12 protein-coding genes and 3 tRNA genes are annotated in these 15,887 nt (G+C 63.1%); 10 read left to right on the plus strand and 5 right to left on the minus strand.

The features are described from left to right. Window positions 1-6 precede the first annotated feature (6 nt). On the minus strand, window positions 7-1,065 hold the full coding sequence (dinB, locus tag CKW22_RS22930; protein ID WP_162181149.1) for a DNA polymerase IV: 1,059 nt from the start codon (window positions 1,063-1,065) through the stop codon (window positions 7-9). A gap of 220 nt (window positions 1,066-1,285) precedes the next feature. On the opposite strand from dinB, the gene CKW22_RS22935 reads away from it, so the two are divergent. The 5 genes from CKW22_RS22935 to CKW22_RS22955 all read left to right on the plus strand — a co-directional run bounded on the left by CKW22_RS22935 (window position 1,286) and on the right by CKW22_RS22955 (window position 5,982). Further along, window positions 1,286-1,362 (plus strand) — tRNA-Met (locus CKW22_RS22935). A 134-nt stretch (window positions 1,363-1,496) separates the two neighbouring features. Next, a tRNA-Met gene (locus tag CKW22_RS22940) sits at window positions 1,497-1,573 on the plus strand. A 134-nt stretch (window positions 1,574-1,707) separates the two neighbouring features. Then, window positions 1,708-1,784: transfer RNA gene (locus CKW22_RS22945), tRNA-Met, on the plus strand. 263 nt (window positions 1,785-2,047) lie between these two features. Further along, window positions 2,048-4,690: a bifunctional lysylphosphatidylglycerol flippase/synthetase MprF gene (gene mprF / locus CKW22_RS22950; RefSeq protein ID WP_033699863.1), complete on the plus strand. Its 2,643-nt coding sequence runs from the start codon at window positions 2,048-2,050 to the stop codon at window positions 4,688-4,690. Next, on the plus strand, window positions 4,690-5,982 hold the full coding sequence (locus CKW22_RS22955) for a virulence factor family protein (RefSeq protein ID WP_033699864.1): 1,293 nt from the start codon (window positions 4,690-4,692) through the stop codon (window positions 5,980-5,982). Before mprF ends, CKW22_RS22955 begins: the two co-directional genes overlap by 1 nt. 36 nt (window positions 5,983-6,018) lie before the next feature. On the opposite strand, the gene CKW22_RS22960 is transcribed toward CKW22_RS22955, so the two are convergent. Further along, window positions 6,019-7,929, minus strand: a complete 1,911-nt coding sequence (locus CKW22_RS22960) for a potassium transporter Kup (RefSeq protein WP_033699865.1) — start codon at window positions 7,927-7,929, stop codon at window positions 6,019-6,021. A 236-nt stretch (window positions 7,930-8,165) separates the two neighbouring features. Here CKW22_RS22960 and rimO point away from each other — a divergent pair, with 236 nt between their 5' ends. The 5 genes from rimO to tsaA all read left to right on the plus strand — a co-directional run bounded on the left by rimO (window position 8,166) and on the right by tsaA (window position 12,102). Then, window positions 8,166-9,497, plus strand: coding sequence for a 30S ribosomal protein S12 methylthiotransferase RimO (gene rimO, locus CKW22_RS22965; RefSeq protein ID WP_095065187.1), 1,332 nt, complete (start codon window positions 8,166-8,168; stop codon window positions 9,495-9,497). A 110-nt stretch (window positions 9,498-9,607) separates the two neighbouring features. Next, the gene (locus tag CKW22_RS22970; RefSeq protein ID WP_033699869.1) at window positions 9,608-10,066 is read left to right on the plus strand and encodes a GNAT family N-acetyltransferase; all 459 of its coding nucleotides are present in this window, start codon (window positions 9,608-9,610) and stop codon (window positions 10,064-10,066) included. A 112-nt stretch (window positions 10,067-10,178) separates the two neighbouring features. Further along, window positions 10,179-10,889, plus strand: coding sequence for an rRNA pseudouridine synthase (locus CKW22_RS22975; RefSeq protein ID WP_033699870.1), 711 nt, complete (start codon window positions 10,179-10,181; stop codon window positions 10,887-10,889). A gap of 49 nt (window positions 10,890-10,938) precedes the next feature. Beyond that, window positions 10,939-11,400: a DUF1456 family protein gene (locus CKW22_RS22980; protein WP_033699871.1), complete on the plus strand. Its 462-nt coding sequence runs from the start codon at window positions 10,939-10,941 to the stop codon at window positions 11,398-11,400. A 6-nt stretch (window positions 11,401-11,406) separates the two neighbouring features. Next, window positions 11,407-12,102 carry a tRNA (N6-threonylcarbamoyladenosine(37)-N6)-methyltransferase TrmO gene (gene tsaA, locus CKW22_RS22985; protein ID WP_047583258.1) on the plus strand — a complete coding sequence of 232 codons (696 nt, stop codon included), beginning with the start codon at window positions 11,407-11,409 and terminating at the stop codon, window positions 12,100-12,102. A gap of 57 nt (window positions 12,103-12,159) precedes the next feature. Here tsaA and CKW22_RS22990 read toward each other — a convergent pair whose 3' ends face one another. The 3 genes from CKW22_RS22990 to CKW22_RS23000 form a co-directional block, all read right to left on the minus strand. Continuing rightward, window positions 12,160-13,482: a dicarboxylate/amino acid:cation symporter gene (locus CKW22_RS22990; RefSeq protein WP_033699874.1), complete on the minus strand. Its 1,323-nt coding sequence runs from the start codon at window positions 13,480-13,482 to the stop codon at window positions 12,160-12,162. A 324-nt stretch (window positions 13,483-13,806) separates the two neighbouring features. Further along, complete coding sequence (locus CKW22_RS22995; protein WP_033699876.1) at window positions 13,807-15,153, minus strand: ATP-binding protein; 1,347 nt, start codon at window positions 15,151-15,153, stop codon at window positions 13,807-13,809. Continuing rightward, window positions 15,150-15,827, minus strand: a complete 678-nt coding sequence (locus tag CKW22_RS23000) for a response regulator (RefSeq protein ID WP_033699878.1) — start codon at window positions 15,825-15,827, stop codon at window positions 15,150-15,152. Before CKW22_RS23000 ends, CKW22_RS22995 begins: the two co-directional genes overlap by 4 nt. Between the last annotated feature and the right edge of the window lie 60 nt (window positions 15,828-15,887).

Raw genomic sequence — 15,887 nt, forward strand, 5'->3', positions numbered from 1 at the left:
CCCCTTTCATTTAGGCGGGAACAATTCCAACTGTTCATGCGCCCCGCGCAAGTCCTTCAACCTCACCCCTACCCCCAGCAAGCGCACCGGCTTGCCACCCCGGGCAAACGCCTGCCGCAGTAACTGCCGATAACTTTCCAGGTCCCTGCCAGCCCCTGCCTGTTCCATCGTTGTCTGGCTGAAGTCATGGAACTTGACCTTGACGAAAGGCTTGTCTGGCCGGTAACTGCTGTCCATGCGGGCAATGCGTTCATTAAGGCTGTCGAGCAACGCAGGAAGACGCTCCAGGCAACTGGCCAGGTCTGGCAGGTCGGTGTCGTAGGTGTTTTCCACACTGACCGACTGCCTGCGGCTGTCGTTGTGCACGGCGCGGTCATCAATACCCCGCGCTAGCCCCCACAACCGCTCACCAAAGCTGCCGAACTCGCGCACCAGCGCCAAGCGCGACCAGTCACGCAGGTCCAGGCAGGTATCGATACCCAGCCGCGCCAGTTTGTCCGCCGTGACCTTGCCAACGCCGTGCAACCTGGCCACCGGCAAGGCCGCGACAAAGGCTTCGACTTCACCCGGGGTTATGACGAACAGCCCGTTGGGCTTGCGCCAGTCACTGGCGATCTTGGCCAGGAACTTGTTGGGTGCAACACCCGCCGACACGGTGATATGCAAGGTACGGGCAACGCGCCGGCGGATATCTTCGGCGATACGCGTGGCGCTGCCGGCATGCCACTGGCTATCGCTCACATCCAGGTAGGCTTCATCCAGCGACAGTGGCTCGATCAGCTCGGTGTAGTCACGGAAAATGGCGTGAATCTCACGGGATGCCTCGCGATAGGCTTCAAAGCGAGGCTTGACGATCAACAAGTCAGGGCAAAGCTTGAGCGCATGGCGCGATGACATGGCCGAGCGCACACCATAGGCCCGCGCTTCATAATTACAGGTGGCGATCACCCCGCGGTGGTCGGCCGACCCGCCTACGGCCATGGGCCGACCGGCCAGGCGCGGGTCATCACGCATTTCGATTGCGGCGTAGAAACAATCGCAGTCGACATGGATGATCTTGCGCAAGGACATGGATGACCGTCAGTACTGTAGATTCATACAGATAATATCGCATGCCTCCTACGCTGCAACAGATTGCACGCCGCTTGCCTCGACAATCGGCCTGAAACCCCCGCCGCGCCTGAGCCGCGTGCTTTGAGCGAGTGCTAAGGGTTTGAACGAAAAAGGTTTTTTAGGAAAAACGCTTGACATAGTTGCGTAAATCCGTAGAATTCGATCTCACAGGCGCGGGATGGAGCAGCCTGGTAGCTCGTCGGGCTCATAACCCGAAGGTCGTCGGTTCAAATCCGGCTCCCGCAACCAGATTCGAGAAAAGGCCACTGTTAACGCAGTGGCCTTTTTCTTTGCCCGTAGAAAAGCCATTGGCAAAAACTGGCGAGAAATCAATTAGTAGCGCTTGACACTGATTAGATAAACTGTAGAATGCGCCCCACAGACGCGGGATGGAGCAGTCTGGTAGCTCGTCGGGCTCATAACCCGAAGGTCGTCGGTTCAAATCCGGCTCCCGCAACCAGCTTTAAGAAAAGGCCACTGTTAGCGCAGTGGCCTTTTTCTTTGCATCGAAAATGATGCCGAAGAAAAAAGATCGATAAATCAACAATTAACGCTTTACACAGCTTCAACAAGCTGTAGAATGCGCACCTCTGACGCGGGATGGAGCAGTCTGGTAGCTCGTCGGGCTCATAACCCGAAGGTCGTCGGTTCAAATCCGGCTCCCGCAACCATATTCGTCAGAACAAACCCCGCCTGTGTAACAGCAGCGCGGGGTTTGTTGTTTTACGCCCCCTGCATTTCGTCGCCTGGAAATGCCTTGCCATCAGCCTACCCCCCAGGCTTGAGATGTCGCCCTTTGGATGAACTATCTTTAACCCTGCCAGGCAGCTGAAAGCGCCTGTGCCCGGAGTAACATTGGATACGTTTTCCTAAGGGACTTTCACTTGGCCGCACCTCGCCCTCACCTCGCGCTGCCTGCTCGGGGTATTGATTCATGACCTCCCATAACCCCGAACCTCCGGTGCCCCTTGCTTCGGTGCTACCCACGGCCGCGCAGCGCCTGCCCCTGATCGAGCGAATGAGCCGCTATCGTCAACCCATCGGCCTGGCGGTGACGCTGATACTGTTCGCCATGGCGCTGGTTGCCTGCCGCCACCTGCTGAGCGAGCTGGACATCTACGCCTTGCACGATGCCATGCTCAGCGTGCCGACGCAGTCGCTGCTGGGGGCCTTGCTGGCCACGGCTGTCGGGTTTGTGATTCTGCTTGGGTACGAGTGGTCGGCCAGCCGCTATGCCGGGGTAAAACTGCCAGCAGGCAGTTTGATACTGGGCGGCTTCAGCGCCTTCGCCATTGGTAACGCCATCGGCCTGTCGTTGCTGTCTGGTGGTTCGGTGCGCTACCGCCTGTATGCCCGCCAAGGCCTGGGGGCTGGCGAAGTCGCGCGGATGACCGTGTTTGCCAGCCTGTCCCTGGGGTGTGCGCTGCCACCGCTGGCTGCTCTGGCGACCTTGAGCGACCTGCCAGCAGCCTCGTCCGCACTGGGCCTTTCGCCGGGGCTGCTGGCCGGCATCGCCGCAGCCGTGCTGGTGCTGGCTGCCGTGCTGGTGCTCGGGCTTTACCGCAAGCGCCTGGCCGAACAGCCCTTGGCCGACAACCTACTGGTACAGCTGGGCCGTCGCACCCTGCGCCTGCCGAGCGCTCGCCTCGCCTCGCTGCAATTGCTGATCACCGCCCTGGATGTGGCCGCCGCCGCCACCGTACTGTATCTCCTGCTGCCAGAAGCCCCGCCATTTGGCGCTTTCATCCTGGTGTACCTGCTGGCCCTGGCCGCAGGCGTGCTCAGCCATGTGCCAGGGGGCGTCGGGGTGTTCGAGGCGATCTTGCTGGCAGCCTTTGCCGACCAGTTGGGCGCCGCCCCACTGGCTGCGGCCCTGCTGCTCTATCGCCTGATCTATGTGGTGTTGCCGCTGCTGCTGGCGTGTGTGCTGCTGCTGGCCAACGAAGCCCGGCGCCTGCTGTTCGCGCAACAGGCCATCAAGGTGGCCTCCGGGCTGGCGGCGCCGGTGCTGTCAATTCTGGTGTTTCTGTCCGGGGTGGTGCTGCTGTTCTCGGGGGCCACGCCCGAGATCGACACGCGCCTGGAACACATGGGCTTTCTGGTCCCCCACCGCCTGATCGATGCTTCGCACTTCGGCGCCAGCCTGATCGGCGTGCTGTGCCTGCTGCTGGCCCAAGGCTTGCGCCGGCGCCTGTCCGCAGCCTGGCTGCTGACCACCACCTTGCTGCTGGTCGGCGCATTGTTGTCATTGCTCAAGGGCTTCGACTGGGAAGAAGCCTGCCTGTTGACGTTCACCGCCGCGCTGCTGGCCCTGTTCCGCCGTTCGTTCTACCGCCCCAGCCGCCTGCTGGAACTGCCCTTCTCTCCGGTGTTTCTGGTGGCCAGCGCGTGCGTGGTCGGGGCCTCGGTATGGCTGCTGCTGTTCGCCTACCAGGATGTGCCCTACAGCCACCAGCTGTGGTGGCAGTTCACCCTGGACGCCGATGCACCGCGGGGCCTGCGCGCCGCCATGGGCAGCGCCGTGCTGCTGGTGGCTGTCGCCCTGACCTGGCTGCTGCGCACCGCACCGCCGGTCATCCACCTGCCTGACGACGCAGAACTGCAACGCGCCAACCGCATCCTGCTGGCATCCGACCAGCCCGATGGCGGCCTGGCCCTGACCGGCGACAAGGCTTTGCTGTTCCACCCGCGCGACAACGCCTTCCTTATGTACGCCCGTCGCGGTCGCAGCCTGGTGGCCTTGTATGACCCGATCGGCCCGGCCCAGGAGCGCGCTGAGATGATCTGGCAGTTCCGCGACCTGTGCGACCTGCACCACGCCAGGCCGGTGTTTTATCAGGTCCGCGCGGAAAACCTGCCGTTCTACATGGACATTGGCCTGACCGCGCTCAAACTTGGCGAGGAGGCCCGGGTCGACCTGCGCCGCTTCGACCTCGAAGCCAAGGGCAAGGAGATGAAAGACCTGCGCTACACCTGGAACCGCGGTGGCCGTGACGGCCTCAGCCTGGAAATCCACGAACCCGGTCACGCGCCACTGATAGCGCTCAAGGAAATCTCCGATGCCTGGCTGGGTGGCAAGAACGTGCGCGAGAAAGGCTTCTCGCTCGGGCGCTTCAGCCCCGAGTACCTGCAGCACTTTCGCATCGCCCTGATTCGCTTCCAGGGCCGGCCGGTGGCCTTTGCCAACCTGTTGGAAACCCACGGTCGCGAGCTGGCCAGCCTCGACCTGATGCGGGCCCACCCTGAAGCTCCGAAGCTGACCATGGAGTTCATGATGATAGGGCTCATCCTGCACTACAAAAGCCACGACTATGCCCGCTTCAGCCTGGGCATGGTCCCGCTGTCCGGGCTGCAGCCACGGCGCGGCGCGCCCTTGACCCAGCGCCTGGGTTCAATGGTGTTCCGCCGTGGCGAACAGCTCTACAACTTCCAGGGGCTTCGACGCTTCAAGGACAAATTCCAACCGGACTGGGAACCCCGTTACATGGCCGTGCCTGCGGGGCTCGACCCGCTGGTGGCACTGGCCGACACTGCCGCCCTCATCGCTGGCGGCCTGACTGGATTGGTGAAACGCTGATGATCCGACGCTATTGGCTGTACCTGGCGATTCCCCTGCTGCTGGCCGCCCTGGGCGGTGCCGTGGCCTTCTGGCTATGGACGCGCCCTGCGCCTGAGGCGCACCTCGAACAGCTGTCACTCAACAACCTCAGCATCACCCGCGTGACCCCGGGCGTGCACGCCAAGGCCCGGGTCGCCATCGGCGTCCCTCAGGACCAGGCTCTGACCGACAAGCAGTTGCTGGACCTGAGCCAGGCTGGGGAAGCGCAACTGGTGCAGGTTATCCTGCCACCCAACGACTGCACCCAGCAGCAACAAGCGCTGGACCTGGCAGCGACCCAGCTGTCCGAAAAACCGACCCTGGTAGCCGGTATCGGCCCAGGCGCGGCGCAGGCCTGGCGCTGGCTGGCGGCACAGACCGACGACAAGGCGCGGGCCATTTCCGTGGACTTCAGCCTGGAGCAACCCGGCTGCCAGGCCGCGCTACCCAAAGCGGCGGCCCATGGCCACTGGAACGTCGCCTGGAACGACAACCCGGATGACGCCAGCGCAGCCTTCGTACGCGACCAGGCCAACGCCGAAACCAGCATCAGCGATTACGACATCCATTTGCCGCAGGTGCTCAAGTCACAGCTGACCCAAGCCCTGGTCGGCCACGACGGCAACGCCCTGGCCATTCCAGTAGTCGAGGTGCCGGCAGGGCAAACCACCGACACCGTCACCCTGTTCCTCTCCGGGGATGGCGGCTGGCGCGACCTGGACCGCGACGTGGCCGGAGAAATGGCCAAGCTGGGCTACCCGGTGGTCGGCATCGACACGCTGCGTTATTACTGGCAACACAAGACCCCCGAGCAGAGCGCCGCAGACCTGTCGGAACTGATGCAGCACTATCGCCAGAAATGGGGCACCAAGCGCTTTGTATTGACCGGCTACTCGTTTGGCGCCGACGTGCTGCCAGCGATTTACAACCGCTTGCCGGCCGAGGACCAGCAGCGTATCGACGCGGTGATGCTACTGGCCTTCGCCCGTAGCGGCAGCTTCGAGATCGAGGTGGAAGGCTGGCTGGGCAAGGAAGGCCAGGAGGCGCCAACCGGGCCGGAAATGGCCCGGCTGCCGGCGTCCAAAGTGGTGTGTGTGTATGGCGTGGAAGAGACCGACGAGAGCGGTTGCACCGAAAAGACGGCGGTGGGCGAGCGCCTGAAGCTGCCGGGCGGGCACCACTTCGACGAGAACTACCCGGCCCTGGCCAAGCGCCTGATCGGTGAGATCGAGACGCGCCAGGGCAAGTCGAGCGTGGCCGAGCAGAATTGAGCCACGCCCAACCCACTACGCAGATCAGGCACCCATTCAGATCTCGACCTGGGTGCCCAACTCGATCACCCGGTTCAACGGCAGATTGAAGAACCGCAGGTTACCGTTGGCATTCTTGAGCAAGAACGCAAACAGGTTGCCACGCCAGCGCGACATACCCTCCAGCCGCGAAGCAATCACCGTTTCGCGGCTGAGGAAGTAGGTGGTGCGCATCGGGCTGAAGTCCAGATCCTCCAGATGGCACAACTTCAGGGCCGCCGGCACGTCCGGCTCGTCCATGAAGCCAAAATGCAACAGCACACGGAAGAACCCGTCGCCATAGGCTTCCACCTCGAAACGCTCCTGCTCCGGCACCCGTGGCCGGTCCTCGCTCACCACCGTCAGCAGCACCACCTGGCTGTGCAGCACCTGGTTGTGCAACATGTTGTGCAGCAGCGCATGGGGCACGGCGTCCGGCCGTGCAGTCAGGAACACAGCAGTACCTTCAACCCGGTGCGGCGGCTGTATGCGGATGCTGCTGATGAACACCGGCAGCGGCAGCGCCCCTTCATCGATGCGCTCGACGAGGATCTGCTTGCCGCGCTTCCAGGTACTCATCAGCAGATACAGCACACCACCTGCCAGTACCGGGAACGCCCCGCCCTGCACGATCTTGGGCACGTTGGCGGCGAAGAACAGCCCGTCGACGAAGAGAAAGCCCAGCAGAATCGGCACTGCCAGCACCGGCGGCCACTTCCATAGCAGCAACATCACCACCGACACCAGAATCGTGGTCATCAACATGGTGCCGGTGACCGCCACACCGTAGGCCGCCGCCAGGGCACCGGAAGATTCGAAACCGATGACCAGCAACACCACACCAACCATCAGCGTCCAGTTCACCGCACCGATGTAGATCTGCCCCTGCTCATCGCTGGACGTGTGCTGGATGTGCATGCGCGGAATGTAGCCCAGCTGGATGGCCTGGCGGGTCAGGGAGAACGCCCCGGAAATCACGGCTTGCGAAGCGATCACCGTGGCCATGGTCGCCAGCCCCACCAGCGGCAACAGCGCCCAGGACGGTGCCAGCAGGTAGAAGGGGTTGCGCGCCGCCTCCGGGTTCTGCAGCAGTATTGCGCCCTGGCCGAAATAGTTGAGCACCAGCGCCGGCAACACCAAGGCAAACCACGCGCGAGCGATGGGTTTACGGCCGAAGTGGCCCATGTCGGCGTACAGCGCCTCGGCACCGGTCAGCGCCAGCACCACGGCGCCGAGAATGGCCACGCCCATGCCGGGGTGGACGATGAAGAAGTTCACCGCCCAGCCTGGGTTGAACGCCCTGAGCACTTCCGGGCTCTGCGAGATGCCATGCACCCCCAATGCCCCTAGCACCACGAACCAGGCCACCATGATCGGGCCAAACAGCTTGCCGATCTTCTCGGTGCCATGCTTCTGCACCAGAAACAGCGCCACCAGCACCACCAGCGAAATAGGTACCACCCAGTGATCGATGCCGTCGAAGGCCAGGCCCATGCCCTCGACAGCCGACAGCACCGACACGGCCGGGGTGATCATGCTGTCGCCATAGAACAGCGAAGCGCCGATCAACCCGCAGATGACCATCAAGCTACGCAGCCGCGGGTGGGCCGCAGTCGCCCGCCGCGCCAGCGCGGTTAGCGCCATGGTGCCGCCCTCGCCCTGGTTGTCGGCGCGCAGGATGAACATCACGTATTTGAACGAGACCACCCACAGCAGCGACCAGAGGATCAGCGACAGGATCCCCAGCACGCCATCATGGTTGACCGGCACGCCATAGCCACCGGTAAAGACTTCTTTGAGCGTATACAACGGGCTGGTGCCGATATCGCCATAGACCACCCCGACTGCCGCCACGAGCAGGCCCAGCGACCGTGTCGCGCCCTGCTTCCCCGCGTGCCCGCCTTCGGCATGACTGCTTGCCTGAACCATCGACCACTCCCGCAGACGGCCCTCTCGGCCGATAGAATTCACCCCCACGCCAGGGCATGGCAGATGCCCGGACGCAACGGCGCGAAGCATAGCGCAGCGTTCGTCGCATTTCTGCTAGTCAAGTGACCTTGCGCTCGCTAGAATTGCGCACTTTTTGATCAGAGGCGCCAATAAGCGCCCGTCAAGATCGCCCCCGTTTCCGGCCGGGCGACCTGCATTCAATACCGAGGTTAGTCATGTCCACCACTCCCGCCACTCCCAAGGTAGGTTTCGTAAGCCTGGGTTGCCCAAAAGCCCTGGTCGATTCCGAGCGCATTCTGACTCAGCTGCGCATGGAAGGTTATGAAGTCGTGCCTACCTACGAGGACGCCGACGTGGTGGTGGTCAACACCTGCGGCTTCATCGACAGCGCCAAGGCCGAGTCGCTTGAAGTGATCGGTGAAGCCATCAAGGAAAACGGCAAAGTCATCGTCACCGGCTGCATGGGTGTCGAGGAAGGCAGCATCCGCGATGTGCACCCAAGCGTGTTGTCGGTGACCGGCCCCCAGCAGTACGAGCAAGTGGTCAACGCCGTGCACCAGGTAGTGCCACCGCGCCAGGACCACAACCCGCTGATCGACCTGGTGCCGCCGCAGGGCGTCAAGCTGACCCCGCGCCACTATGCCTACCTGAAGATTTCCGAAGGCTGCAACCACAGCTGCAGCTTCTGCATCATCCCGTCGATGCGCGGCAAGCTGGTCAGCCGCCCGGTTGGCGAAGTGCTGAGCGAGGCCGAGCGCCTGGTCAAGGCCGGCGTCAAGGAGATCCTGGTGATTTCCCAGGACACCAGCGCCTACGGGGTCGACGTCAAGTACAAGACCGACTTCTGGAACGGCCGCCCGGTCAAGACCCGCATGCTCGAGCTGTGCGAAGCGCTGAGCAGCCTGGGCGCCTGGGTGCGCCTGCACTATGTATACCCGTACCCGAACGTCGACGACGTGATCCCGCTGATGGCCGCCGGCAAGATCCTGCCGTACCTGGACATCCCGTTCCAGCACGCCAGCCCCAAGGTGCTCAAGGCGATGAAGCGCCCGGCCTTCGAAGACCGTACCCTGGCGCGCATCAAGAACTGGCGCGAACAGTGCCCTGAGCTGGTGATCCGCTCGACCTTCATCGTCGGCTTCCCCGGCGAAACCGAAGAAGACTTCCAGTACCTGCTCGACTGGCTGACCGAAGCCCAGCTCGACCGCGTCGGCTGCTTCCAGTACTCGCCTGTCGAAGGTGCCCCGGCCAATGACCTGGGCCTTGATGAAGTACCGGATGAGGTCAAGCAGGACCGTTGGGACCGCTTCATGGCCCATCAGCAGACCATCAGCAGCGCCCGCCTGCAACTGCGCATCGGCAAGGAGATCGAAGTGCTGATCGACGAAGTCGAAGAGCAAGGTTCGGTGGGCCGTAGCTTCTTCGACGCGCCGGAAATCGACGGCAGCGTGTTCATCGATGGCGACCACGGCTTCAAGCCAGGCGACAAAGTGCGTTGCCGGGTGGTGGATGCCGACGAATACGACATGTGGGCTGAGCCTGTCTGATCGGCGTATAGGTCTGAAATTCCCGGGGCTGCGTTGCAGCCCCAACATCCGCCAGGCCCCCTCTGGTTTTTACATCTATGTTTTCCTCAATCCCCTTGAGGAATACACGGATGCGCCAGGTATCGACGCTACAAACCCCTCATCTTAGCGACTACCCCGAGCTGACCCAGGTCTGGGAGGACTCGGTGCGCGCGACCCATGACTTCCTGCCTGATGCCTATATCGTCCTGCTTCGCGAGCATGTACTGCGCCATTACCTGGACGCAGTGATGCTGATCTGCAGCAAGGACAGCCAGCAACGCATACAGGGCTTTGCCGGCGTGTCCAACAGGCAGGTCGACATGCTGTTCGTCGCGCCCGCCTGCCGTGGCATGGGCATTGGCAAGCGGCTGCTGCGCTACGCCATCGACGAACTCAATGCCGAACGCCTGGATGTCAACGAGCAGAACCCGCAGGCGCTGGGGTTCTATCTGCACGAAGGCTTCGAGGTGGTCGGCCGCTCGCAAACCGATGGGCTGGGGCAGCCCTACCCCTTGCTGCACCTGCGACTGATCCGCACAGGGGCCTGAGCCGCCTGCCGTGTTGTCTCGCCTAAACGGCGTAAATGACACAGATTCCCAGCCCCTCGACCGCTCAGGCAGGTACAATGGCGGCCTTTCCCTGCCTTTGCGAATCACCGTCATGTCTGAGCCCGTCCGCCTGTCCAAACGCCTTATCGAGCAGTTCGGCTGCTCCCGCCGCGAAGCCGAGCTGTATATCGAAGGCGGCTGGGTCACGGTCGATGGCGTGGTGGTCGAGCAGCCGCAGTTCAAGGTCGACGGCCAGCAGGTCGCGCTGCTACCTGGCGCGCGTGCCGACAGCCTTGAGCCCGTCACCCTGCTGCTCAACCAGCCTGCTGGCCTGGACACCGAGTCGGCGCGTATCAGCATGACCATGGACAGCCTCAGCGAGGCGCACCGTGAAGGCGTACGGCCATTGCATGGGCATTTCACCAAGTTGTCCTGCATTGCCCCGCTGGAGCGCGGCGCCAGCGGCCTGCAGGTGTTCACCCAGGATTGGCGGGTTGCCCGCAAGATCGACGCAGACCTGCGGCGCCTGGAGCAGGAATACATCATCGAAGTAAGCGGCGAAGCCACGCCACAGGCGCTGGAGCGCCTGGCCCGCGGCATCATGCGCAACGACCGTGAACTGCCCAAGGCCAAAGCCAGCTGGCAGAACGAAACCCACCTGCGCCTGGCCTTGAAAAACCCGCAACCGGGGCAGATCTCCGAGCTGTGCGCCAGCCTGCGCCTGCAGATCATCAGCATGCGCCGCATTCGGCTGGGCGGTGTGTCCATGGGCAAGCTGCCACTGGCACAGTGGCGTTACATGGCCGCCAGCGAACGTTTCTAAGCAATACCGCCGCGCCAGATGGCACGGCTCAGAACAGGATTCGAGTCAAATGAACCACAACGATGTACTGCGCAGCCTGCGCTACATGCTCAAGTTCAATGATGCCAAGATGGTGGGCATCATCAAGCTGTCTGGCCTGGAGGTCAGCGCCGAGGCCTTGGCCAGCTACGTCAAGAAAGAAGAAGAGCCCGGCTTCGTGCGCTGCCCTGACCCGGTCATGGCGCACTTTCTGGATGGCCTGGTGATTCACCGTCGCGGCAAGGACGACAGCCGCCCGGCCCAGCCGGTGGAGCTGCCGGTGACCAACAACACCATCCTGAAAAAACTGCGGGTAGCGTTCGAACTCAAGGAAGAAGACCTGCATGTCATCCTCAATTCGGTCAAGTTCCCGGTCTCCAAACCCGAACTCAGCGCCTTGTTCCGCAAAGTCGGCCATGACAACTACCGCCCGTGCGGCGACCAGTTGCTGCGCAACTTCCTCAAGGGCCTGACCCTGCGCGTGCGCGGCTGAGTGGCCATGCAGCATACGGTTTCACCGGTCGGCATCGTCCGCTCGTGCTTCAAGGAAAAGTTCGCCATCCCGCGCCAGCCGCAGTTGGCACCGGCGGCGCGTGGTGTGCTGGAGTTGCTGCCGCCGTTCGACCAGGGTGATGCAGTGGCGGGGCTGGAACAGGTCAGCCATGTGTGGCTGCTGTTTCTGTTTCACCAGGCCCTGGAAGACAAACCACGCCTGAAAGTGCGGCCACCCCGCCTCGGCGGCAACAAGAGCATGGGGGTGTTCGCCACCCGCGCCACCCACAGGCCCAACGGTATCGGCCAGTCGGTGGTACGCCTGGAGGGCGTTGAGCCTGGGCGCCTGCTGCTGTCCGGGATCGACTTGCTCGATGGCACCCCAGTGCTGGATATCAAGCCCTACGTACCGTACGCCGACAGTGTTGCCGGCGCCAGCAACCTGATGGCCAGCGAAGCGCCTGACGCAATCGCCGTGCAGTGGCACGACAATGCCCTGCCCCAGGCCCGCGCGCATGCACTGCGCCTGGGTGAGCCACTGGTGGAACTGATCGAGCAGTGCCTGGGGCAAGACCCGCGGCCGGCGTATCAGGTGCCACCTGCGGAGCGGGTGTACGGGGTGAAGTTCTGGGATGTGCAGGTGCGCTGGCATTATCCGCAGCCCACACTGATCCGGGTGCTGGAAGTGGTCCAGGACTGTTGATCGACCCACCACGAAAAAGGCGACCCGAAGGTCGCCTTTTTCATTTCAGTTGCGCGATCAGCGAGCCGGGCCTTCGGCCACGCCGAGGTCGTCGGTCGGGCGGGTATCTTCCAGCGGGGCGCCACCGGAAGCCAGTTCCGAGGCCAGCTTGTCGTTGTCCATTTCGTTGACCCACTTGGCCACGACCACGGTAGCGACAGCGTTGCCAACCAGGTTGGTCAGGGCGCGGGCTTCGGACATGAAGCGGTCGATGCCGAGGATCAGCGCCAGGCCGGCAACCGGCAGGTGGCCAACAGCAGACAACGTAGCGGCCAGTACGATGAAGCCCGAACCGGTTACGCCAGCAGCGCCTTTGGAGGCCACCAGCAGCACCAGCAGCAGGGTGATCTGGTGGGTGATGTCCATGGTGGTGTCAGTCGCCTGGGCGATGAACACAGCGGCCATGGTCAGGTAGATCGAAGTACCGTCGAGGTTGAACGAGTAACCGGTCGGGATAACCAGGCCAACCACGGATTTCTTGGCACCCAGGCGCTCCATCTTGGCCAGCATGCGGGGCAAGGCGGACTCGGAGGAGGACGTGCCCAGCACGATCATCAGCTCTTCACGGATGTAGCGGATCAGCTTGATGACGCTGAAGCCGTGGGCGCGGCAGATACCACCGAGCACCACCAGGACGAACAGCAGGCAGGTCACGTAGAAGCAGGCCATCAGGTAGCCCAGCTGCACCAGCGAACCCACGCCGTACTGGCCGATGGTGAAGGCCATGGCACCGAAGGCACCGATCGGGGCCAGCTTCATGATCATGTTGATGATGTTGAACATGACATGGGCGAAGCGGTCGATCAGGTCCAGCACCGGCTTGCCGTAGCTGCCCAGGCGATGCAGGGCGAAGCCGAAGATCACCGAGAACATCAGCACTTGCAGGATGTCGCCGTTGGCGAAGGCACCGACCACGGTGTTGGGGATGATATTGAGCAGGAAGCCAACGGTGGTCTGCTGCGCGCCGGCGGCGGCGTAAGCGGCCACGCTGCTGGCGTTCAGGGTGGTGACGTCGATGTGCATGCCAGCGCCCGGCTTGACCACGTTGACGACGACGAGGCCGATGATCAGGGCGATGGTGGAGACGATTTCAAAGTACAGGAGCGCGTAGCCGCCGGTCTTGCCTACCGACTTCATGCTCTGCATGCCAGCGATGCCACTGACCACGGTGCAGAAGATGATGGGGGCGATGACCATCTTGATCAGTTTGACGAACCCGTCACCCAGCGGTTTGAGGGCGACACCGGTTTCAGGATAGAAGTGGCCGAGCAGGATGCCGATGGTGATGGCGACCAACACCTGGATATACAGGGATTTGTACAGCGGCTGACGTGTCGTCATGGCTAATTTCCTCAAGTGTGCCGGTTTTCACCCTTCCCAGGGTGAGGGCACCTGAATCGCTAACCCTCCTGCACTTGGAGGGATTTGTCGTTGTGTTCGAGTTGCCTTTGCAGGCCTCTGCCAGGATCAATAGCAAGGGCAATGCCAAAATGCCCATGAAGGGTGCAAAGGCACTGTTTGCTAGGGGTCACTGCCCAACGACAGGGCGAAAATGCTGAGGAAGGCTGGCGGATATCCGCCCGGTGGCGGAATTTGTACAGGGGATGATGGCGGGAATCCGCCCGCTATGGGTTCCCCCGCAAAAGGGCTGCCCCTGGCCGCACATCAATCCAGCCTGAAGGTGACCCGGAACGCCGCGCCGCCCAGTGGCGAATCCCCCAGGCTCAAGCTGGCGTCATAGCTGTCGACGATATCCTTGACCACCGCCAGGCCGATGCCCTGCCCCGGGTGTTGGCTGTCCAGCCGCTCGCCGCGCTCAAGAATGCGCTCGCGCTGATCGGCCGGCACCCCGGGCCCATCGTCCTCGATGCACAGGGTCAGTTGGCCTGGCGCTTGTTCCAGGCTCACCCGCACCTGGCCCAAGCTCAACCGGTAGGCGTTCTCCAGCAGGTTGCCGAGCAGTTCCAATAAGGCGCCCTGCTCCATCGGCACCTGCGCGGCCTCGGGTATTTCCAGCAGCACGCTGACGCGCTTGTCCCGATAGACCTTGTCCAGCGTGCTGCACAAGCTGTCGAGCAACGGCTTGAGGTGCACGCTGTGGCGCACCAGGCCGCTCTTGCGCAAACTGGCGCGCTGCAGTTGATAGTCGATCTGCTGGCTCATGCGCTCGATCTGGCTTTGCAGCACCCGCGCCTGCTCGCGCTCACCACTGCGCTGGCGCAGGCTCTCGCCCACCCCCTGCAACACCGCCAGCGGTGTCTTGAGGCTATGCGCCAGGTCATCCAGGGAATCTCGGTAGCGCTGGCGTTGTTCACGCTCGCTGTGCAGCAGGCGGTTCAACGAACCGGTCAGGCGCAGCAGTTCACGCGGGTGCTCGCGGCTCAACCCGTCCCGCGCGCCAGCCTCGACCTCGTCCAGCTCCCGGCTCAGCCGCCGCAGCGAACGCAGGCCCCAGGTCAGGCCGGCCCACAGCAGTACCAGCAGCGCCAGCAGCGCTGCGCCAAAGCCCAGGTAGAGCTTTTCACGCAGGCCATCGAGGGTGTGCTGGTACTCGCGCACCGGTTGCAGCGCAACGATGCTGTAGGCCGCACTCTGGCCGCCGAGCAGTTTTATTTCGACGTCATAGACGAAGAACTCTTCGCCATCGCCTTGGTGGATGCGGGCGAACTCGTTGCCACGCCCGTCGTAGCGCGGCCGGTAGTTGACGTTCTGGTCTGCGGTGGCCCGCGACTGCCACACCAGGTGGCCTTCACGGTCGAAGATATAGCCAAGCAGGCCGGTGTACGGCAGGTTGTAGCGCTCGTCCGGCAACAGTGTCGGCATCTGCAACTGGCCGTGTTCGATGCGTGCTGCGGAGATCAACGTGGTCACGTCCGAGGCCAGGCGTTGCTCGATGGATTCCTGCAGGGCAAGGCTGAAGGCCTTCTGCAAGGCAGGCAGCAGCGCCAGCATGAACAGCAGCGCCAGCACTGCGGCCGCCAGCATCAGGCGCACCCGCAGGGAACGGATCATCGGCAGCGCTCGGTGAACAGGTAACCCAGGCCACGTACCGTATCGATGGGCTTGAAGCCTCGTTCGCCCTCGAGCTTGCGACGCAGGCGCCCGACCAGCACTTCGATGACATTGGGGTCACGCTCCTCATCGCCCGGGTACAGCTGCTCCATCAGGCGGTCCTTGGCCACCACCTGCTGGTGATGGCGCATGAGGTATTCGAGGATGCGGTATTCGTAGGCGGTCAGGGCCAGGGGCTGATCGTCCAGCGTCGCCTGCTTGCGGTTGAGGTCGAGTACCAGTGGCCCGGCGGCGATGGTCGACTGGGTGAAACCGCTGGAGCGGCGCAGCAGGGCGTTGAGGCGCGCTTCGAGCTCTTCGAACTGAAAGGGCTTGACCAGGTAGTCGTCGGCACCGGCGGCCAGGCCTTCGACCTTGTCCTGCCAGTTGCCACGGGCGGTGAGGATGAGAATGGGGAAGGTCTTGTCCTGGCTGCGCAGGCGACCAATGAGTTCGAGGCCGCTCATGCCCGGCAGCCCCAGGTCGATCACGGCCAGGTCAAAGTGGTACTGCTCGGCCTGGTACAGCGCTTCTTCGGCATCGGCCACCGCCTCGACCACATGGCCGCTTTCGCCCAGGCGCGTGTAGAGGTGATGGCGAAGCAGGGCTTCGTCCTCGACCACCAGCAGTTTCATGTGCAGCTCCTTTTTTATGGCCTGTACTGCCCTGTACGCGGGTTTACCCGCGCACAGGGC

Source organism: Pseudomonas sp. Irchel s3f19, assembly GCF_900187555.1.
In the GTDB taxonomy this organism is placed as follows: Bacteria; Pseudomonadota; Gammaproteobacteria; order Pseudomonadales; family Pseudomonadaceae; genus Aquipseudomonas; species Aquipseudomonas capeferrum.